The 20,457-nt window shown below is 57.8% G+C and carries 18 protein-coding genes; 12 read left to right on the top strand and 6 right to left on the bottom strand.

Features of this window, described 5'->3' with window-relative positions; genetic code table 11:
* Positions 1–17: 17 nt before the first annotated feature.
* From ACXAC3_RS18685 to ACXAC3_RS18665, 5 genes are all read right to left on the bottom strand, one after another.
* Positions 18–761 carry a polysaccharide deacetylase family protein gene (locus tag ACXAC3_RS18685; RefSeq protein WP_475163589.1) on the bottom strand — a complete coding sequence of 248 codons (744 nt, stop codon included), beginning with the start codon at positions 759–761 and terminating at the stop codon, positions 18–20.
* A gap of 2 nt (positions 762–763) precedes the next feature.
* Positions 764–2,203: a protoporphyrinogen/coproporphyrinogen oxidase gene (locus ACXAC3_RS18680; protein WP_475163588.1), complete on the bottom strand. Its 1,440-nt coding sequence runs from the start codon at positions 2,201–2,203 to the stop codon at positions 764–766.
* Positions 2,200–3,162: a lysylphosphatidylglycerol synthase transmembrane domain-containing protein gene (locus tag ACXAC3_RS18675; protein WP_475163586.1), complete on the bottom strand. Its 963-nt coding sequence runs from the start codon at positions 3,160–3,162 to the stop codon at positions 2,200–2,202. The genes ACXAC3_RS18680 and ACXAC3_RS18675 overlap by 4 nt, the downstream gene beginning before the upstream one ends.
* 13 nt (positions 3,163–3,175) lie before the next feature.
* The gene (locus ACXAC3_RS18670; protein ID WP_475163584.1) at positions 3,176–4,093 is read right to left on the bottom strand and encodes a glycosyltransferase family 2 protein; all 918 of its coding nucleotides are present in this window, start codon (positions 4,091–4,093) and stop codon (positions 3,176–3,178) included.
* Positions 4,094–4,500: 407 nt separating this feature from the next.
* Complete coding sequence (locus ACXAC3_RS18665) at positions 4,501–5,928, bottom strand: PepSY-associated TM helix domain-containing protein (protein ID WP_475163582.1); 1,428 nt, start codon at positions 5,926–5,928, stop codon at positions 4,501–4,503.
* A gap of 21 nt (positions 5,929–5,949) precedes the next feature.
* Here ACXAC3_RS18665 and ACXAC3_RS18660 point away from each other — a divergent pair, with 21 nt between their 5' ends.
* From ACXAC3_RS18660 to ACXAC3_RS18605, 12 genes are all read left to right on the top strand, one after another.
* Entirely contained in the window at positions 5,950–6,237 is a 288-nt protein-coding gene (locus ACXAC3_RS18660) for a hypothetical protein (protein WP_475163581.1), read from the top strand.
* A gap of 55 nt (positions 6,238–6,292) precedes the next feature.
* Positions 6,293–6,697: an SxtJ family membrane protein gene (locus tag ACXAC3_RS18655; protein ID WP_475163579.1), complete on the top strand. Its 405-nt coding sequence runs from the start codon at positions 6,293–6,295 to the stop codon at positions 6,695–6,697.
* 9 nt (positions 6,698–6,706) lie between these two features.
* Positions 6,707–6,856: a DUF5989 family protein gene (locus ACXAC3_RS18650; protein ID WP_475163577.1), complete on the top strand. Its 150-nt coding sequence runs from the start codon at positions 6,707–6,709 to the stop codon at positions 6,854–6,856.
* 9 nt (positions 6,857–6,865) lie between these two features.
* The gene (locus tag ACXAC3_RS18645; protein WP_475163575.1) at positions 6,866–8,707 is read left to right on the top strand and encodes a carbamoyltransferase family protein; all 1,842 of its coding nucleotides are present in this window, start codon (positions 6,866–6,868) and stop codon (positions 8,705–8,707) included.
* 87 nt (positions 8,708–8,794) lie between these two features.
* The gene (locus tag ACXAC3_RS18640; protein ID WP_475163573.1) at positions 8,795–9,979 is read left to right on the top strand and encodes a hypothetical protein; all 1,185 of its coding nucleotides are present in this window, start codon (positions 8,795–8,797) and stop codon (positions 9,977–9,979) included.
* Positions 9,980–9,990: 11 nt separating this feature from the next.
* Positions 9,991–10,320, top strand: coding sequence for an alginate O-acetyltransferase AlgX-related protein (locus ACXAC3_RS18635; RefSeq protein ID WP_475163572.1), 330 nt, complete (start codon positions 9,991–9,993; stop codon positions 10,318–10,320).
* Between the two features lie 9 nt (positions 10,321–10,329).
* Entirely contained in the window at positions 10,330–11,892 is a 1,563-nt protein-coding gene (locus tag ACXAC3_RS18630; protein ID WP_475163570.1) for a carbamoyltransferase C-terminal domain-containing protein, read from the top strand.
* 612 nt (positions 11,893–12,504) lie between these two features.
* Positions 12,505–14,019 (top strand): NAD(P)/FAD-dependent oxidoreductase, encoded by a 1,515-nt coding sequence (locus ACXAC3_RS18625; RefSeq protein WP_475163568.1) that lies wholly within the window; start codon positions 12,505–12,507, stop codon positions 14,017–14,019.
* Between the two features lie 221 nt (positions 14,020–14,240).
* On the top strand, positions 14,241–15,203 hold the full coding sequence (locus ACXAC3_RS18620) for a UbiA family prenyltransferase (protein WP_475163565.1): 963 nt from the start codon (positions 14,241–14,243) through the stop codon (positions 15,201–15,203).
* Between the two features lie 27 nt (positions 15,204–15,230).
* Positions 15,231–15,599 carry an EamA family transporter gene (locus tag ACXAC3_RS18615; RefSeq protein WP_475163563.1) on the top strand — a complete coding sequence of 123 codons (369 nt, stop codon included), beginning with the start codon at positions 15,231–15,233 and terminating at the stop codon, positions 15,597–15,599.
* A 25-nt stretch (positions 15,600–15,624) separates the two neighbouring features.
* Entirely contained in the window at positions 15,625–16,620 is a 996-nt protein-coding gene (locus tag ACXAC3_RS18610; protein WP_475163559.1) for an NAD-dependent epimerase/dehydratase family protein, read from the top strand.
* Between the two features lie 4 nt (positions 16,621–16,624).
* Positions 16,625–17,899 carry a glycosyltransferase family 87 protein gene (locus ACXAC3_RS18605; protein WP_475163558.1) on the top strand — a complete coding sequence of 425 codons (1,275 nt, stop codon included), beginning with the start codon at positions 16,625–16,627 and terminating at the stop codon, positions 17,897–17,899.
* A gap of 60 nt (positions 17,900–17,959) precedes the next feature.
* On the opposite strand, the gene ACXAC3_RS18600 is transcribed toward ACXAC3_RS18605, so the two are convergent.
* Positions 17,960–19,963 (bottom strand): glycosyltransferase family 39 protein, encoded by a 2,004-nt coding sequence (locus tag ACXAC3_RS18600; RefSeq protein WP_475163555.1) that lies wholly within the window; start codon positions 19,961–19,963, stop codon positions 17,960–17,962.
* Positions 19,964–20,457: the final 494 nt, after the last annotated feature.

Here is a 20,457-nt window from a genome sequence, read left to right as displayed (position 1 = left end):
CTGTGTAAGAACCAATTTTACCACGATTTTCCCCGCATCATCGCACGGGCGCCGCGCATTGCCTTGCGCGCCGCCAGATAGGTTTTGCCCCGCCCGGCAAGATGCGCCTGCCAGCGGGCGATATCGGTGAAATAGAACATTTCAAGCCGCGGCAGGTCGTGGGTGTCGTCTCCCGGTCCGGCCACGCCCAGCCGGGTACCGACCGCAGTGTCGTAATGCTGCGCGATACGCGCCCGCACGCCCGGGTTCGACGCACCGTAAGGCGGTGCGAAATGCCGGATGGGCTGGCCGAGCCGGGCGGCAATATCCTGACCGGACCCGGTTACTTCCTCTTCCAGCGATTCCGGGTTCAGTGTGGTGAGGTCGGGATGGGTGATACTGTGCGCGCCAAAGCGGACGCCTTCACCCGCCAGAGAGACGATCCTGTCCCAATCCATCAGGGGGCGGGCCGGGATGTTGCCCCCGGCCCAGCTGTCGCTGCCGCCTATCTGGCCCGAGGGCAGATAGACGATCGGGCAGAACCCGTGATCGCGCAGGATGGGCCAGGCGGTATCGGCAAAATCGGCAAACCCGTCGTCGAAACTGATGATGACCACGCGGGGGGCGGGCGGGTTGGCCAGGGCATCCGGGGTCACCACCGGCAGGTTTGAGGCGGCCAGCGCCTGCATCTGAGCGGCAAAGATGTCGGGCGCAATCGAGGTCGGCCCCGGCGCGTCCGAGATCGAGTGATACATCAGGATATCGGCCTGCCAGGCGGGCATGGTCAGTCTTCCACCACATGCGTGGCAAAGACCTCGCGATACTTGTTCCATTTCGCGCGGTCGACCTGCCCCTTGCCGTCGATGCAATCCGCGGCGCCATAGGCCATGGCAAAGGCGTGGTGCGTATTGTCATGGGCGAACAGGCCCTGCCGTCCGAAGACCAGCAACCCGTCCAGACCCGAGAGCCAGTTGTCGACGGTATCGAACCGCGCCTCGTAGCCCACATCGTAAACCGGATAGGCATGGCTCAGCCGCCGGGTTTCGCAGCGGCGCACCGGAACATTGACCGGCAGACCCAGCTGGCCCAGCCATTTGGTGAATTCCTGCCCCAGTTCTTCGTCGGACATCGACCACCATGTCTCGTCCGGATCACAGGGCAGTTCGGCACACAGCACGGTGACGCCCTTTGGCGCGCCGCTGGCGTTATAGTTCTTGGGTTCCGACATGCGGCTGATCGGGATCGACAATTCGGGGAAATAATGCGCGTCGAACTCGGTGAATTGGTCGGTCTCCAGCACCAGATAGAGCAGGATCATGCCCCGGAACCGGATGGCGCGGGCGGCCTCGACCACCTCGGGCGGCGGGGCGTCGATCAGGCGCGTCAGCCCGGTCAGCGGAATGGTCGACAGGATCAGATCGCCGGTCATGTGCCGTTCGTCTTCGCCGTCGCGGATCGTCAACCCCGTGATGCGGTCGCCCTGCCGGTCGATCCCGGTGATTTCGGTGTCGAACAGGAACGTGACACCATTGGCGCGGGCGCTGTCCAGCATCGCATCGGAAATCTGCCCAAAGCCCCTTCGGGGATAAAAGAACCGCCCGGCGGTTTCACTGCGCAGCCCCGGCAGCAGGCGCAGCATCTTCATCAGGATCTTGCCGACCGAGCCGCTGCCAACCCGCCGTTCGGCCAGTTTGACGGCCAGCTTGTCGGGATCCAGACCCCAGAGCTTGCGCACATAGGGGAAATAGAAATTGTCCGAAATCGTCGGCCCCAGCCCGTCATACAGCACAGTCGAGAATGTCTCGGGGCCTGCGCTTTTCTTACGGAAGGGTTTCAGTGCCATATCCCCGATCAGAGACGCGGCAAAAGGTTTGGGCAGGCGCATCAGCGCATCGGTCAGTTTCAGCGGGAAGTGAATCCACTTGCCGCCCAGCCGGATGCGCCCATGGCGCGGGCGCAGCAGCAGATCGTCGCCCAGCAGGGTTTTCACGTCCTGCAGAACCTCGGGCTCGGCCGCCGGGTGAAACCGGTGCGAGCCATAGTCGCAGATCACGCCTTCCACCGGGAACGAGGCCGAGTTGCCGCCTGCCACCGGGGCCCTCTCAACCACGGTTACCCTGGCCTGTCCGGCCAGGGCATGGGCCGCTGCCAGACCGGCGGGGCCGGCACCGAGTATGATGATTTCAGGCTTTTCGTCGCCTGTCGGTCGGGAAACATCCGTCACTTGCACTCTTCCTTTTGGGAACTTGCCGGGGCGCTGAACCGCATCCCGGACATTGTCAGCACCAGCGCGCCAAACCCGCCCGCTGTAAACAACACAACCTGCCAGACCAGCCCGGCGGCCACGACCGCAGGCGCACTGGCGCCAAAGGGGGCCAGAAATCCGGCCAGCGTCGCCTCGCGCAGGCCCAGCCCGTTCAGCGATACCGGCAGAACCGCGATGATCTTGGCCAGCGGCCAGGCGAATATCCACGGCCCGGCCGCCACATCGACGCCTGCCGCGATGGCCAGCCACCAAGCCAGCAGGACCAGCAACAGCTGGATCAGGACCGAGGCGATGAAGGCCACCGCCAGCGTGACGGGCCTGCGGCCCAGCCCGGCCAGCGCATCGGCCAGACGATGGGCAAAGCCCTTGCCGGGCAGGGACGGGACATAGCGCCAGGGCAGGGGCAGCAGGCGCGGCAGCGCCACCATCCCCGCCAGTGCCCCCAGCAGGATCAGCGCGACAGGCCAGATCATATGCCCGCCCTCGGCACTTTCCCATGTCAGGACCAGACCCAGACAGGACAGGGTCAGCAGGGCCACCATGTCGATCAGCCGGTCAACGGTCGCGCCGGCGACAACCCGCGCCCCGTCCTTCATAGCCGCCTGCGCCAGACCGGCGCGCACGGTGTCACCACCAATCGCTCCGGGCAGGCACAGATTGGCGGCCAGACCGGCATAATGCGCCCGGATCGCCAGCAGGGCCGGAAACCCGCGCCCCAGCAGCAGCCACCATTTCAGCGCCGCCACCACATGGGCCAGCAGGAACAGGATCAGCACGCACAGGAAAACCCAGATCGGGATCGCCTTCAGCGCCGCCACGATCGCATCTGCAGGCAGCAGCCAGAACAGGATCGCCAGAACCACAACAGACCCGGCAACCCGGATCAGCCAGCGCCTTTGACTTGGATCGGAAAGCATGCTGCCGCTCCTGTCAGGGTCTGAGGTGCAGCCGCGAGATCATGTCGGCAATCAGCCCCAGCGACCAGATCATGATCGCCGCCAGGAAGGAAAACACCGCCGTTTCGCTGAGGTTCCAGTAGAACATGTCGACAATGAACTTCACTGTTCCCAGCGTGAAAAACGCCAGCCCCAGCGGGATGAACACCCGCAGCGGATTGAACAGCGTGCTGATGCGCAGGATTAGAATGATGAAGTTCAGAAAGTCGATCGGCCGGATTTTCGATTTGCCCACCCGCTTGCCGTATTCGATCGGCGTATAGATCATCCGCTTGCCATTCGACGTCATGCACAGCGTGATCGTGGTGGTGAACGAGAAATTCTGCGGCAAGAGCGGCAGGAACGGGATCAGCTCGGATTTGCGAAACACCCGCAGGCCGGAGTTGAGGTCGTTGATCTTGCGCTCGGCCAGGAACGAGGCGAAGGCGAACAGGAATTTCTTGGCCGGTTTCCGCAACAGCGGCACGTTTTTCATCGCCGCGCCCCGGTCGCCCACCACCATGTCCTGATCGCGGCACATCGCCAGCATGCCCGGCAGATAGCGCGCGGGATAGGTGCTGTCGGCATCCAGAATGGCCACATATTCATACTGCGCCATCCGCACCCCGCGCTTGAGGCTGGCACCATAGCCGGAGTTGACGTCGTTGAAGGTGACGGTGGCGCCGCTGGCCTCGGCCTCGGCGCGCGTGTTGTCCTGGCTGGCGTCGTCCACCACGATGATCTCGTAGGGAATATTCAGCGGTTCGAGATGGGTCCGCACATCCTCGACGGTGTGGCGGACGGCGTTTTCTTCGTTATAGGCAGGGATGACCACGCTCAGGCTCATGCCCGATGTGTCCGGCGCACCGGTTGTGGTGTTGTCCGGGGTGATCTGCTCGGCAACCTTGTTCATGAAAATGGAAACCCTTTACGTACTTAATATGTATTCTGCCCGCCTCGTCCGCATGGCATGCGCGATATTCAAAGCGCGACAGGCTCAATTCACTCTTCCGCTTATAGTATTCAAACACAGACTGGCTGAATATAGACAATAATTTTGACCAAATTCGATCTTTCTGGCGTCAGGTTTTACACCTCGCCGAGGGTCCGTAATCTCACCTTGTATTTCAATGCTTTCAACGGTCTTTGCAAACGGGCGCCGGTGTAACGGCAGGTTTTTCAGGAAGTTCGGGCGTTTTGGCCCCTGCGTGCCGCCGCGCGAATGTTTCCGGATTCGCACTTATCGGGGTCAAAGCGCCGGTTTGATACCGATACCGTTGCAAAGCCCGGATCTGCAGCGCGGCCGCGTGCCAGGCTCTCCTACCAGATGAGGCGCCCCAGACGGAACGTGTAGGTCTTTTCACTTCCGTCCGTTTTCTCCAGCCGGGCCGTGAGGTCGTTGGCCGTGCTTGCCGGATCGAACGCCACCTGTATCGGGGTGTTTTCACCATCCTGCTGCAAATTGGCTGTCAGAATGACGTCACCATTGAACTCAACCCTTGCAGCGCGCAGTTCCGGCTCATCAATGCGCAGTTCGATTTCGATCGGCGTGTTCCGCCTGAGAGGGTCACGCAGCAGCAGGTGGGCCCCCGCTTCAACGATGTCGGTCGTATAAACCCGGGTTGCGCGATAGGAGTCGGGGCCAAAGCGCACATAGCTGGCCGCAAGAATACCCAGAAGCACCAGGAAGTAGGCCCATCGAAACAGCCCCAGCCCACGCCAGATGCGTTTCAGGGGGCCAGAACGCGGCGCATCCGGGGTCAGGCGGGCGGCAAAGATCATCGCTCCTGTAAGGGCGACGCCCGTTGCTGCCAAACCCAGAAGGAACCATATCGCTCTTGAGAACGCACCGCCCCAAAACCCGTAATGCAGCATTTCGGCGACATGGATCCAGCGCGCCATGCCGGTGTTGTCGTCAGGGGTGAAAGCTCCCAGGACCTCAAGCGTTTCGGGGTCAACGACCACTGTACTCATGCCCCGAATATCCGCGACGCCCGGAACGTGTCCGAAGAATCTGAATCCTTCGGATTTGCGTACCGGAACCCTCAGGACGGTCGGCTGGAAACCCGGCAGAGCGGCACGGGCGCGTTCCTCGGCCAGGTCCAGTGTGGCCATGGAAAAATCATTGGGCAGTATGGTGTCACGCTCAACAGGTGGTTGGGGGGCCGGTCTGCTGCCCTCAACCCCCAGTGCAATCAGAAAGAAGATGAACCCGGTCACGGCGGTGATCAGAAGCAGGGGCGTGGCCCAGACAGCGACCAGCCGATGGGCCGCGCCGGACCAGGATCTGGAACCGATCGACCCTTTTGGCCCTCGAAAAAACCCTTTCCAGAACCGCCGGTAGGTAATGAGACCGCTGACAACCTGATACATAAGCACGACAGACGTCGCGCATATCGCGAGATATATTATGAGTTGGCCGCTCAGAAAATTGTCGTGCAACTCGCGCACGATTTTCTTGAAGCCCATATCGGCGGTCACTTCAACAACCGCGCCGCTGTTCGGGTCTGTCCAGAAATTCACCCGCTCACCCCAGCCTGTACGGCCAAGGGTCTGATCGACAAACCACGGAGCGGGGCGTTTTTCCATCACGACGATCTTGCTGTCGGGGAAAGTGTTCTTGATGCCGTCGTAAATCATGCCGAAGCTGGCGGTCCGGTCTTCCTGGGCCGCTGTGGTCCAGATTTCAGGGCGCCCGATGGATTCAAGCTCATTGCCCACGACAAGCAGAGAACCCGTTAAAAACATGAACGTAAAAAAGATCGACAGGTGCAGACCCAGCCAATTGTGGAGAACGAATATACGTCTGCGAAGTTCACGGTTCATTTGAAATGGATACTAGCTAAGGGACGCCCCGCATTTAAAGGCGACTTGGGCGTAAAACGCAAGAACACCGCATATATCGGGCCAACAAAACAAGAGCCGGATTTCTGCCGGAAATCCGGTGCATATCTGCGGATTTCCGGTCGGCGACAATCCATCGCTTTACGGGCGATTGTCGAACAATTGAGAGGCGGTTCAGGGCGGCGGACTAAAAAAATAGATTTTTTCTGGTGAGAAGTGCAAGGTAACGTAACAGTTCTTAGAGTTCCCTGGACGAGATTACCCTATCATGATCGATATTGAGGCTCGCCACAAAGTTAAGGGCGGTAGCGACCGCAATTTCGGATTTGTCTTTGCCTTCGTCTTCGCAATCGTCGGGCTATGGCCGCTGATTCATGGCGGGGGTCTGCGGTATTGGTCGCTGGCCATCGCGGCCGCATTTCTGCTGGTCGCCCTGCTGCGCCCGTCGCTGCTGTCCGGCGCAAACCGGTTGTGGACAAGGTTCGGCCTGCTTCTGGGTGCGATTGTCGCCCCCATCGTCATGGCGCTGGTCTACTTTCTGACCGTGACGCCAACCGGGCTGATCATGAGAGCTTTGGGGAAAGACCTATTAAGGCAAAAGCTAAACAAAGATACCAATACATATTGGATTGAGCGCACGGAAAACGTGGGCTCAATGAAAAATCAATTCTAGGAGTATCGGATGTCGTTTCTGGTAGAGATGTGGCAATTTCTCAAATTTCGAAAGAAATTCTGGCTGCTTCCGATCCTCATCATGATGGTGATTTTCGGCGGGCTGATTGTGCTCAGCCAGGGTTCGGCCATCGCCCCGTTCATCTATACACTGTTCTAGGTTCGGCCCGTGACTGCAATTCTCGGACTTTCCGCGTTCTATCACGACAGCGCCGCGGCCATTGTCGTCGACGGCTCTCTGGTTGCCGCAGCACAGGAAGAACGCTTTACGCGCAAGAAGCACGACGCGGGGTATCCGTTTCACGCCATCGAATATGTTCTGGGCGAGGCCGGCCTTAAAATTGGCGATGTCGATCACATCGCCTTTTACGACAAGCCCTTTCTCAAGTTCGAGCGCCTGCTGGAAACATATGTCTCTTACGCGCCGCGCGGGCTGAAATCCTTTCGGATGGCCATGCCGGTTTGGCTGCGTGAGAAGCTGTTTCAGAAAGACTTGCTTGGCCGGGAACTGCGGCGGCACGATCCCGAGTATCGTCCCGGCGACCGGCTGATGTTCAGCGAGCACCATTTTAGCCACGCCGCCAGCGCGTTCTTTCCCTCTCCTTTCGAAGAAGCGGTGGTTCTGACACTGGACGGGGTCGGCGAATGGGCGACAACAACACTGGCGATCGGGCGCGGCAGGGAACTGAAGATCGAAAAGGAAATCCATTTTCCCCATTCGATCGGCCTGCTTTATTCCGCGTTCACGTATTACACGGGCTTCAGGGTCAATAGCGGTGAATACAAGGTCATGGGGCTGGCCCCCTATGGCACGCCCCGTTTCAAGGATGTCATTCTGGAGAATCTGATCGACCTGAAGGAGGACGGGTCGTTCAGGCTGGATATGCAGTATTTCAACTACGCCGTTGGTCTGACGATGACCAACCAGCGTTTCGCGGACCTGTTTGGCGAGCCCGTGCGCCAACCGGACAAAGACCCGCTGACCCAGTTCCACATGGACATCGCGGCCTCGGTTCAGGCTGTCACCGAAGAGATCGTTCTGCGGCTGACCCGCTCGGCCGCGCAGGAATACGGCATCGACAATCTGTGTATGGCCGGGGGGGTGGCGCTCAATTGCGTTGCCAACGGTCATATCCTGCGGGACGGCGCGTTCAGGAATATCTGGGTGCAGCCTGCCGCCGGGGATGCCGGCGGCGCGGTTGGGGCCGCCCTGGCGGCCTGGCACACGGAACTGCAAAACGAGCGTCAAAGCGACAGCGCGTCCGACAAGATGCAAGGGTCCTATCTGGGCCCGGAATTTGCGCAGGATGATATTGAACAGCGCCTGACCGCCATCGGGGCAAAATACCAGACATTCGAGACCGAGGCCGTGATCGCCGAGGCGGCGGCGGCCCTGGTCGATGGAAAGGCGCTTGGCTGGTTTCAGGGCCGGATGGAGTTTGGTCCCCGCGCCCTTGGGGGGCGGTCCATTATCGGCGATCCGCGGTCCCCGTCGATGCAAAAGACGCTGAACCTCAAGGTGAAGTACCGCGAAAGCTTTCGCCCGTTCGCCCCGTCAGTCCTGCGCGAAGATGTAAGCGACTGGTTCGAACTGGACTATGACAGCCCCTATATGCTGCTGGTGGCGGACGTTCAGGAAAAACTGCGCCGTGCGATGACCGCAGAGGAAAAGCAGCTTTTCGGCATCGAGAAACTCAACGTCGTCCGCTCGGAGATTCCGGCGGTGACCCATGTCGATTATTCCGCCCGTGTGCAGACCGTTCATGCCGAAACCAACCCCTTGTATCATGCGCTGATCACTGAATTCAAACAGCGCACCGGTTGTCCGGTTCTGGTCAACACATCCTTCAACGTCCGGGGGGAACCGATCGTCTGCACGCCGGAGGACGCGTTTCGCTGTTTCATGGGCACGGATCTGGATATGCTGGTGATCGGCCGGTGCGTCCTGCGAAAACCCGATCAGGATCAGGCGCTGAAACAGGATTACAAAGAAGCGTTTGAGCTTGACTAGCGCAGGCATTTCTCATCGCGTTGTTGCTGACGCCTTTAATATGTTGCCTGCCTGATTGCGGGGTTTTACCAGTTGCATGAGACAAAAATGACGTTCACACGACCCAAATCCGGCTATGGGAAACTGCTTGGGGTTTTCCTGCTGGTCGTCAGCCTGGCCTTCAACAAATGGTCGGTGCAGGCGCTGGTTGCGTCGGACGGAAAGATTGAATCAGAGCTGTTCACCTACACGATCATCGGGATTCAGATCCTGCTTGGATCTGCGGGGCTGTTCGTCCTGAAGCTTGGGCAGAGGCGTTTGTGGTTCGGTCTGATCCTGCTTGGGTTTGTTCTTTATGTCTGGGTCGCAACACGCCAGCCTGCCGAAAGTTTTGACAATTTCTTTCTGGTGTACCCGCCACAGAGCTTTTACCTCAATGTCCTGCTCAGCATTGCAGCGCTGCTGACATATGTTTTCACAACCCGAAATGACCGCCGCCGGGACATAGCTCAGAACGTTGCGTTGTGTGTGGGGACATTTGGGTTTGTTGCCCTGTTGATCGAACTGCCCGCCCTGATCGGCGTCATCGACTACCGGCAGGTTTTCATACCCAAAGGGGTTGGCCTTTTAGGGCCTCACAATCGGGTCCACGAACCCGGCGGCTTTTTTCACCGCCCCGAAAATGACCAGTACAGCGAGGTGCGGCCGGGGGATTCCGTTCTGACGCTGGGCGCGCGCACGGACCGCCTGTACGAGGCTGACTACACCTATGATCAGAATGGTTTTCGCAACAGCGCACCGATCGCAAACCCCGATCTGCTGCTGGTCGGCGACAGCTTTATCGAAGGATACAAAGTCGGCCAGGATGCGACCGTCACCGAACAGGTCATGCAGGGCTCCGGATATACGGCGATAAGCCTCGCCCAAAGCGACTACTCGCTTTATCACGGGCTGAGCGCGATGCTGCGCTATCTGGATGACTACAGACCAAAGGTCGTGGTCTGGTTCCTTTTCGAAGGCAACGATCTGCCGTTCTTTCCAATCAGCCATGACGAGTTTGTTTCACGGAGCGCGTCTCTTGCCGGTCCGGCCCGGTTCAGCCAAAGGTCGTTCTTTGGCAATTTGTCCGCCAGTCTGGCCTCGTGGAGTTCGCTGGCGATACGCACCTTGCAGCAGGAAAACTATGCGCGCACCCGCTCGGGCAATTTCCCTGACGCGGCGTGGTCGTCGGAAACGGCGATGTATTTTGACTTTTCCCCCCGGAAAGAGCCGAGGCGCGACTGCCTTATCTAAAGGAGCTTTTGTTGCAGGGGGATGCCCTTGTCCGGGAAAATGGCGGGCGGCTTCTGGTTGCGCATGTCCCGATGAAAATCGACGTCTATCGGGATCTGCTGACATTCCCGGATGACAGCGTTGTTCCGGATTGGGAGCCGTTGGAACTGGCCGCCACGCTTGAGGTCTGGGCAGGTGCGAACGGCATGGAATACCTGGATTTGACGCCCGCATTGCAGCAGGCTGCCGCCGAAGGAACCCTGGTCTACTTTCTGGACGATGCACATTGGACCCCGGAAGGGCACCAGATCGTCGCGCGCACGGTTGTCGATCACCTGACGACAGAAGGCTGGTTGGATTAGAGTGCTGGTATGAAAATTCTTTCCTTCAAATCGGGGCATGACGGATCAGTTGCCGGAATCGACGCGGCAAATCAGCAACTGATGTTTTCCTATGAAGCAGAGAAGGACAGCTTGCCCCGAAATTCGCCGATCGATCCGAATACGCTGATCGACGCCGGGCTTTGGTTCAATGAACTCCCTGACGTTCTGGCGCTTAGCGGCTGGTCAACACGGGGCGAAAACCACACTGCCATCTCCGGCGCCGGAACTATCGGCATCGACGAAAGCTCTGAAATTGTCGGGACGAAGAATTTCTTCGGGAAGAGGCTGGACTACTATTCCTCCTCGCATGAACGGTCGCTCATCTGGGCGGCCTATGCGATGTCGCCATTCGAACAGAGGGAACCCTGCTATGTGTTGGTCTGGGAAGATGAGTTGGGCGATTTCTATGAAATCGACCGTGATCTTAAGATACATCACAGGGGGCGGGTTCTAACCGCGCCTGGACGCCGGTTTTCGTTTCTTTACGCGCTTGCGGATTCCAGTTTTTCGGGCACGGCCGGCAATCTCAGAAAGGACTACCCCGGCAAGCTGCAATCGGCGAGCGCCTACGGGGACGCAAGCGCGGTGGATGACGCGGCGCAGGATCTCATCGAGACGCTGTTAGACGCGGACGTCAGACACAGCGACCTGAAAAAGAGCGCCTTCAAAACCTCACCTTTTTACAATATTGGCGTTGAATCCCAAAGGTTTCAGAACCTTGCGGCAAGATATTCCAACGCAATCTTTTCCCGCTTTCATGACTTTGCAAAAAGAAACCTGCCCAAACGCTACCCGTTGCTGATTGCCGGGGAATGCGGGCTGAATTATCGCTGGAACACGCTTTGGCGGGACTGCGGCTTATTTCGCGATGTGTTTATCCCGCCATGCACCAATGATTCAGGGTGCGCGATCGGCACCGCTGTCGATGCCATGCGCCACTTTACGGGGCGGGCCAAGCTGGACTGGTCCGTGTATGCCGGCCAGCCTTTCAACGACAATTGGATCGACATGCAGGATGTCAGGAGATCCGAGTTGAACCTGGACCAGGTTGCAACGGCCCTGCGTGACGGAATGGTTATCGGCTGGGTCATGGGGAATTGTGAAATTGGGCCGCGAGCGCTTGGGAACCGCTCGATCCTGGCGGCGCCGTTCCACACCGAAACACGTGACCGGCTGAACAATATCAAAGGTCGCGCGTGCCTTGCGCCAGTATCGCCGGTTTGCATGGAAGAAGATGTTTCGATGCATTTCGATTGGAGCGGCCCTTCCCCACACATGCTTCACTTTCAGCAGGTAACCGACCCCAGGCTGAAAGCCGTAAGCTATATCGACGGGTCGGCCCGCGTGCAGACGGTGACCAGAACCCAGAACGCCATGCTTTATGAATTGCTCGCGGCGTTTAAGGCGGTGTCCGGGGTCGGTGTATTGTGCAACACGTCCCTGAACTTCAAACGCTCTGGTTTCATTAACAAAACCAGCGATTTATACAATTTCGCGCGGTCTGTCGGGCTGGATGGTTTTGTCGCCGGAATCTCGTTTTATCGTTTCTGAGCTTTCCCCGGTTGCATGAGGGCGGAATGCGTCCGACCCGCATCCTTGAATTGTGGCCTGGTTGGTATCGGGCGCAACGGGTCGGTGGGGCCGCTTTTCTGGCCCGAGATTCTGCCCGACAGGGTCACAGCACGCTTACAATGCCGGAAGTTTGCCCGCATTGTTGATGAATACGGCGGAATGAGTGGCAGGCCTGTGATTGCATCCGGCTGCAATGAACCCGGAGGTATTCATGGGATCAAAAGAGGGCAGAGCGCGGGGCGGCACGGAAATCCGTCAAAGCCATCAGTTGCTGGCCGCCTTGCCCGGGTGGCTGCAAGCCTGGGCTTCCTGCGGGAATACGGATTTAATTCAAACAGATATGCGATGTCGGCCTCGCCTGCGCGCGTGGAATTTGGGGGCCGTCGCGCGCCGCGCCGGTCCGGGTTTGCGTGAAGCAGGGCGCCGTTTCCGGCATTGGCACCTTTTCCCCCGTTGCTTCGCCGGCGCCATATTCATCTTTCGGACACAGCGGCAGGCCATTTACAGGATTTGAGCTTCATGCTGAATGATTGTTGGGAATTTGTTGTAAATCTCGGGTAATTTCTTGTAGCCTGACCTGAGAGATTTTGTGTGAAATTTAGTGTGGGTGTGAGTGATTTGACCAAAGATACTGTTCCAGTCGTCGTCATTGGTGGTGGACCGGCTGGTTTAACCGCCGCTTATGAACTTCAGAAATTGAGTGATACACACGTTCCGCAGGTCTATGAGGCCTCGGACATGGTTGGAGGCATCTCTCGCACCGAGACCCACAAGGGGTACCGCTTCGATATCGGCGGGCACCGGTTCTTTACCAAAGTGGGCGAAGTCGAAGACATGTGGCATGAGGTGATGGGCGATGATTTCATCACCGTGCAACGCCTGAGCCGCATCTTCTACCGCAACAAGTTCTACGACTACCCGCTGCGCATCTTCAACGCGCTCGGTAACATCGGGCCGTACGAGACCTACAAGATCGTCGGCAGCTTCATCAAATGGAAGATCCGGCCCAAGCCGCAGGAAGACACATTTGAAGAGTGGGTGATCAACCGCTTTGGCGGGCGGCTTTATATGCACTTCTTCCGCAGCTACACCCAAAAGGTCTGGGGCATTCCGCCTTCGGAAATTCAGGCCGACTGGGCCGCGCAGCGGATCAAGAACCTGTCCTTGCCCAAAGCGGTCTGGAATGCGATTTCCGGCGCCAATGACACGGCCAGCCTGATCGAAGAGTTTCAGTATCCCCGCCTGGGGCCCGGCATGATGTGGGAAAAGACCCGCGATCTGATCGAGGAAAAGGGCGGCACGGTCGAAACCCGTTCCGAGGTTGTGCGGGTGAACCGGGAGGGCAATCGCGTCACCTCGATCGATGTGCGCCATTGGAATGAAGACGGCGAAAAGCGCATCGAACGGGTCGAGGGCGAAGAGTTCGTCAACTCGATGGCGGTGCGCGATCTGATCCACGCCTTCGATCCGCCGCCGCCACCCGAGGTCGTCGAGGCCGCAGACCGTCTGAAGTATCGCGACTTCCTGATCGTGACCCTGATCCTCGATCACGCCGATCCGTTCCCGGACAACTGGATTTACATCCACAGCCCGAAGGTAAAGGTCGGCCGCATTCAGAATTTCCGCGCCTGGTCCGCAGAGATGTTGCCCGACCAGAATACCGCGTCGATCGGGATGGAGTATTTCTGCCAGAAGGGCGACGGGCTGTGGTCTTCCTCAGACGAAGAGCTCAGGAAACTTGCCGGCGAAGAACTGGAGCAGCTTGGGTTGGCCAAGGCCAGCGACGTCGTCGATTTCGCCGTGATCCGGCAGCCCAAGGCCTATCCGGTCTATGATACGGAATACAAGGACGCGCTTGACACGGTCAGCGCGTGGCTGAAGACGCTTGAAAATTTCCAGACTGTGGGCCGCAACGGCCTGCATCGTTACAACAATCAGGACCATTCGATGCTGTCGGCGATGTATGCGGCGCGCAACATCATGGGTGAGAAAAACGACGTCTGGGACGTGAATGTCGAACGCTCCTATCACGAAGAGTTCGAGACCAAGCCAAAGAAAAAGAGCGCGTCAAACAAGCGGATCAAAAGAGGAGCTGTGGTCGAGTGAGATGCAAGCGTGCCCTGTCACGCTTGGCTTCCGGTGTCAGAGTCGCAAGCGAAACAGGGCCTTTTCGTCCGCATGGAAGCCGCACATCTTTTGGGCGAGGTTCGCTTTTCCAAAACTCCCGACTGTCAAATCGCGGGTATGTACCCTGTCAGCTGGTTTCACCCAGGTCACATGATGCGCGATTTGACCTCTGCCGGGTATTTTGCGGAGAGTAGGAAGTGATGAGTTCGATAGCACAAAAAGGCACTTTGCGTGACTATGTTTCAATTGCCCGGCCGGATCACTGGGGCAAGAACATGTTCATGCTGCCCGGCGCGGCGCTGGCCTTTGCTATCGACAAGGATGCCAACGTTTCCGATCTGACAAACCTGCTGATCGGGTTGATTGCCACATGCCTGATCGCTTCGGCCAATTACACGATCAATGAATACCTTGACGGGCGATTTGACCGGTTTCATCCAACCAAATCTGCCCGGCCATCCGCCCAGGGGCGGCTGCGCCCTCAATTTGTGACCGTGCAATATGTATTGCTGGCCGCCGCTGGCCTGGGGCTGGCGACGCTGCTCAACTCGGTCTTCTTTTACGCCGCGCTTCTGCTTTTGGTGATGGGGCTGATTTACAATGTCGAGCCGATAAGATCGAAAGACAGGGCTTATGTGGATGTCCTGACCGAGTCCTTCAACAACCCAATTCGGCTGGTTCTTGGGTGGGCTGCGATAACCACAATCATCCTGCCGCCCTCAAGCATGCTGATCGCCTACTGGATGGGCGGCGCCTATCTGATGGCGATTAAGCGGTATGCGGAATACCGGATGATTGACGATCCCGAACGCGCGGGCCTCTATCGCCGTTCTTTCATACATTATACTGAGGAAAGCCTGTTTCTGTCGGCGTTCTTCTATGCGCTGACTTCAAGCTTTTTCCTTGGCATATTCCTGATCAAGTACAAGATCGAATTCCTTGTCACCTTCCCGTTCTTTGCGCTGCTTTTTGTCTGGTACCAGCGCATCGCTAATGCGCTGGACAGTACCGCCGTGAGCCCCGAGAAGCTCTATCAGGAACCGCGGTTCATGGCCTATGTCATCTTCCTTTGCCTGCTCGTCGGTGTGTTGTTTTTCATCGAGCTGCCACCCCTTCAGTATCTGATGGATCACAGTGTCATTCGCGATGTTCGTATCAAATAGCGTATTTCTGAGGTCGGAGATCAGATCATGTCCAAGTTTTTCATCTTCATCATTGTTACGGTGTGCCTGAACGCGGCATCGCAGATTCTGATGAAGGCCGGGATGAACAGGGTTGGGCAGGCCGAGTTCTCTGTATCGCGGATCACGGCGATGGCAGCGGACGCAATCACCAACCCGCTGATCATCTTCGGGCTGATCACGATGACGATTTCGATGGGCACCCACCTTCTGTCCCTGTCACGCTTTGATGCCAGCTTTGCCTTTCCGTTCATCAGCCTCGCTTATGTGATCGTCGCGGGCTGGGGCTATTTCTTTCTGGGCGAAGACGTGAACGCCGTGCGGCTGGTGGGTATCGGAACCATCATTCTGGGCACGATTATCATGGCCTATAGCTGATGCTGCAAAATTTGGAATTGCGCGCATGAGACATGTTGTTATCGGCGGGAACGGCTTTGTCGGACGCGAAACCGTCGCCCGGATAATAGAAGAGGGGACGGATGAGGTTGTGGTGGTGGATCTGCCCGGCTCTCTTGCCGCAAATCCTCCAATTGATCACCCGCGTGTGGACGTGCATCCGGCAGATGTGTCCGAACCCGGATCGCTGGATCCGATCACCCTCGGCGCCGATGACGTCGTTCATCATATGGCGACGCAGCTGATCACGCCCAACAAACCGCGCTTTGGGCGGGACGCGTTCTTTCGCAAATGCGCGGTGGACGGGACCGCCGAAATTCTGGCCTGGATGAAGCGCAACGCCAATCGAAACCTGGTCTTCTGGAGCACCGACATGGTTTATGGGCCGGTGCTGGAACAGCCCAGAACCGAGGACCATCCGAAGCTTCCGTTCGGACCTTATGGCCGTTCGAAGGTGGCGGCCGAAGACATCATCGCCAATGCGGTAGCCGCCGGAGACGTTTCGGCCACGGTTTTTCGCCCGCGGCTGATCCTGGGATCCGGAAGGCTGGGCATTTTCGAACTGCTTTTCAGAGCCGTGGATTCAGGCCGGCCGATCCCGCTGATCGGCTCGGGGCGCAATTGCTTTCAGTTCGTCGCCGTGCACGATTGCGCGGCGGCGTCACTGCTGGCGGCCCGGCGCGGTTGTCCGAACGGGGTGTATAATCTGGGCTCTGACGATTCACCCAGTTCCTATGACCTGCTGGATCGGTTTCTGAAAGAAGCCGGCTCGTCTTCACGGCTCATCCGTACGCCGGGGTGGCTTGTCAAAGGTGTCCTGCGGTTGCTCAACGTGATCAAGATTGCTCCGATGGACCCGGAACAATACGAGATCGCCGATCTGGAAGTTGCCCTGGATACCACAGCCGTCAAACGCGATTTGCACTGGCATCCGACCAGTTCCGACAACGAATTGCTGCTGGCAGCTTACCGGGCATATTCAACGAATGCAGGGAAGGATTAAGACCTTGGGCTCGATTTCACCCCGGGCAATACGCATCACAGGATGGGTGGCGGTCGCGGTGATCCTTGCGGCAACCCTGCACGGTATTCTTGTGCATCGCGGTCTGGGGCTTGATTTCGCCAATTTCTATGATGCCGGTCGCAAGGCAAAGGCCGGAGAGTTCGGCAGCCTCTATGACCCGTTCGCAACGATTGCCGGCGAACCGCCTTTCGGCAACATGACGTTTTTCAGCCTGCCGTTCACCAGTTATTTCTACTGGCCGCTGGCGCAGATGGGCCCCGTCAATGCCGCGATTGCCTTCAAGGTCTTCTCGGCCGGATCAATTTTTGCCGGGCTGGGGCTTCTGTACCGGCATTACCGGGCATTTGCCGGGCAGGATGACCGGGCTCAAGCCCTGTATTTCGCGCTGTTTTGGGTATTTGCGATGTTCTTTCAGCCATTTTGGACAGTTTTCCAGATTGGCGGTCAGACGACACCGTTCCTGTTCCTGCTTTTTGTGCTGGGATTGCTTGCCTTTGAGCGGGAATACTACATTACCACGGCTGTATTGATGGGGTTGATCGTCTGCATCAAACCGGCCTTCGGGCCGGGCGCGGTGCTGCTGTTTCTTTTTGCCCCGTCGCGGTTTCGGATCAGTGCCCTGGTTTTGGGGGCAACCGTTTTTGCAATGTCGCTGCTGCTTCTGGGCTGGTCACCACATCAGGCGTTTCTGGACCTGATGCGCGAAGAAAGCACCAAGGTGCCGCAGCCGGTTTTCAACAGTAACATGTTCGCCTGGGTTGAGCCGCTGTTGCTGCCACCGAGCTATTACGCATCCGATGACCCGCTGCCGCCATCCCTGCGGCTTTTGGGTATTGCGCTGCGGCTTGCCGTCATCGCCGTTCTGGCACTGGGGGCCATCCGCCTTCGAAGGGCCGAAGGAGACACCCGGGCGGTGCGCAATCATATCTTCGTGGTGTGCATGATCGCTTCGCTTGTCTATTCGCCGGTGGTCTGGGGGCATTATCTGATGATGCTTTTCATTCCGATCGCACACATCATCGCATTCCGACGCGCGTTTCCGCCGATTTCATGGGCCATGATCGTCGCAGCCGTGCTTGTTGCGCCCATTCAGAACTTTTTGATCCTGCGGCAGTTACTGAAACTGCCGGTTTCAGATGAGACCTGGTTTCCCTTGCTCATCGCCGGTACCCGCAGCTTGCCGATGCTGTTCCTGGTGGCCGCGATAATCCTGTTCACGCAGGCCTGGGTCGCGTCCTGTCGCGACGAAGCCTGGTAAGACCGTCACGCACATCTCCTGCAGGAACGGCTCGGCGCAGGTTCGGGACCAACGCAGCGGTTATTTCTGAAGGAACTCGCGTTCACTTTCATTGTAATAAAGTACGGGCCGATCCGGAAACGCATCCATCACCGCCTGATTGCTTTGGACCCCAAGATCCGCAGCGTAGATTGGTTTGCCGGACGGGAACCAGGGGTCATTGAAGAAATAGGCCGAAGCGATCTGTTTTGCGGGTTTGATCAGCACTATCGGCTGTGCGGAACTCTCTGCTACAGGCAATTTGAACGCGCGGTAATGGTCGTTATAGGCCCTGTGGTCGTGATATCTTGTGACGCCGCGATAGCTCAGGAAAACCAAAGTCGAGAACAGGCAAAGCACCAGGAGCACGACATTTAACCTGTCTTTCGCAGCTGAAAGACCTGCGGCCTCCAGCCGATTGCCGATTTCCAGAAACCCCTTGGAACTTAGAAACACCAGGGGAATTATTGTCATGTACCAATATCTGGGACCTATGTAGAAACTGGACGCGAACCAGTAAAACGCATGGACACCGGCAATCACAAAAATGACCGCCAGCATCATGCGGTCCGTTGCATCGGTGCGGCCATAGACCAGCAGCGCCCAAAAGAATATGAGCGAGCCGACGCCCCATCCCATGAAGTCCGTATGCAGGGCACTTATGTTGGTGAGCGTATTCACCAGACCTTCGAACACAGAGTGTTCGTTCGAATATAGTTCCATATGGCCCCATCCCTCGGGGGGGCCAATGTTCTGCCCAAAGCCGAAGGCGTTTACACCTTCTCCCCAGGTGCGCTGATAATAATCCGACAATGTTGTCAGAAGCGGATCTCCGGTGAAGTAGTAGTTGTAAACGAAGATCAGGCCGCCGGTGGCCACACATCCTGCGCAAAAGCTGATGACTGTAACGGGGTGGCGTAAAACGCCGCCGCGCCACAAAAGAAACAGACCCGTCATGATCCCCAGCAGCAGGCCATCGAGGTTTCTTGACAGAAACATCCAGCCCATGGCCAGCCCTGCGCCAAATACAAGCAAGGCAGCCTTTTTCAGCGCCGCCTCTTCGGCTTTCAGGACCAAAAACCAGGCGAGCAAAAGCAGAAACAGCGTGAGCGTGTGCGCCATCAGCGATGCGGACATCGCAATAAACCAGGGCGACGTTGCCAACAGCAGGGCGCTGATATCTGCCAGCCCGACATTCGCCAGTCTTCGGACAACACCATGGACAAGAAATATGGATGCGGCACCCAGGATCGGATTCACCAGCCACGGGGTTCCGGCCAGAACGCCCAATGCCAGTATCGCAGGCCAGCCGGGGGTGAAGATGGATATCCACCGCTCGTCATGTATGTCGAGCAGATAGTGGCCAAAAGCGCCCTGAGCGGCTTCCGGAAGGGGGGGAACATACAGGGCGCCGCCGGCATAGGTCCGCGCCTGGAATACGTAGGCAAGCTCGTCCTGAACATGCAAGACGCGCTCAAATGCGAACCATTCCAGCACGAGTGTCGCAATCAGAAATCCGATGGCCAGACCGCATGTCCATCGCCAGCCCGAGGGCAGTTTCAGACCCCTGGGCAAGGTGGCCAATATTGCGGCCATTGTCATGAAATTAGTGAGCACAAGGCCAGTTCCGGCCGCGAGCTGCACGAAATATGCGTCGATTTCATTCAGGCGAAGATAGTTGAGGATCGGCACTGTAAACGCGCCGCTCAACACAAGAAGCAGCACCGCTCTTTTGACGTCCAGGGCATCCAGAACCCGGCGGAGTGACGCTCGCCCCACTTGCCGGATAAGCACAAAAACCGAGATCGCGGCCTGAAGGGATATCATGCCGAACATTGCTGCTTCGATCGTGGATCTCGGCGGCAAATAAAGTTCGGGATACCAAAGGGGCTGGGTCACATAAAGCTGCGATGCGCCCCCCACAAACAGCACCACCACCAAAAACCCGCTCAGCATCAGGTCAAATAGCGCAAAGACGACAAAAACCATCAGCGCCGATGCCACGATCAGCACCCACCAGCGCGCCAGATCACGGAGGCTGGTCATGGTGTCCTGCAGGGAGAGGGCAAACAATAAAATCGCCAACAGAACGGCAAAGAAGGCTATTGCGATCCGCCATCGCCGAAAAGGTCCGGTTCCTGAAGCTGTGAAGACATTCATATGTGTCACCAGGAAATTGGTGAACCGGCGTTTCGGCGGTTCAGATGCAGAACAATGCCATCTCTGGCCGGCAACCCGCACATCACGACGGCAGGGGCCCACCATGCCGGTGAATGGGGCCGCGGGACCGGTTCGGGCGACACAGTTGCTCTGTCAAAATTGTTCATAAAAAATCACCACCCAAAACCACTTCCGGCAGAAATCAACACCTGCCACGGAAGCAACACTAAACACTCGGCCCTATCCTAAAGCATATCGCTCAATTTCAAAGTATTGTCGGCCCGGGCCTGCGAGATGGAAAATGACTCCTGAATTATGCAAAGACATTCCCCGGCTTTTCGCAGAACTGTTGCCGATGAATATTCGGTTTTGCGCCTGTA

It is taken from the genome of Ruegeria sp. ABV4_181 (assembly GCF_056158465.1).
This window is presented reverse-complemented; position numbering and strand designations above follow the sequence as displayed.

Bases quoted from the DNA above. Each gene is read 5' to 3' on its own strand.
- ACXAC3_RS18685 (WP_475163589.1), bottom strand. From the start codon at position 761: ATGCCCGCCTGGCAGGCCGATATCCTGATGTATCACTCGATCTCGGAC.
- ACXAC3_RS18675 (WP_475163586.1), bottom strand. From the start codon at position 3,162: ATGCTTTCCGATCCAAGTCAAAGGCGCTGGCTGATCCGGGTTGCCGGG.
- ACXAC3_RS18670 (WP_475163584.1), bottom strand. From the start codon at position 4,093: ATGAACAAGGTTGCCGAGCAGATCACCCCGGACAACACCACAACCGGT.
- ACXAC3_RS18665 (WP_475163582.1), bottom strand. From the start codon at position 5,928: ATGTTTTTAACGGGTTCTCTGCTTGTCGTGGGCAATGAGCTTGAATCC.
- ACXAC3_RS18655 (WP_475163579.1), top strand. From the start codon at position 6,293: ATGATCGATATTGAGGCTCGCCACAAAGTTAAGGGCGGTAGCGACCGC.
- ACXAC3_RS18650 (WP_475163577.1), top strand. From the start codon at position 6,707: ATGTCGTTTCTGGTAGAGATGTGGCAATTTCTCAAATTTCGAAAGAAA.
- ACXAC3_RS18640 (WP_475163573.1), top strand. From the start codon at position 8,795: ATGACGTTCACACGACCCAAATCCGGCTATGGGAAACTGCTTGGGGTT.
- ACXAC3_RS18630 (WP_475163570.1), top strand. From the start codon at position 10,330: ATGAAAATTCTTTCCTTCAAATCGGGGCATGACGGATCAGTTGCCGGA.
- ACXAC3_RS18620 (WP_475163565.1), top strand. From the start codon at position 14,241: ATGAGTTCGATAGCACAAAAAGGCACTTTGCGTGACTATGTTTCAATT.
- ACXAC3_RS18615 (WP_475163563.1), top strand. From the start codon at position 15,231: ATGTCCAAGTTTTTCATCTTCATCATTGTTACGGTGTGCCTGAACGCG.
- ACXAC3_RS18610 (WP_475163559.1), top strand. From the start codon at position 15,625: ATGAGACATGTTGTTATCGGCGGGAACGGCTTTGTCGGACGCGAAACC.
- ACXAC3_RS18600 (WP_475163555.1), bottom strand. From the start codon at position 19,963: ATGACCAGCCTCCGTGATCTGGCGCGCTGGTGGGTGCTGATCGTGGCA.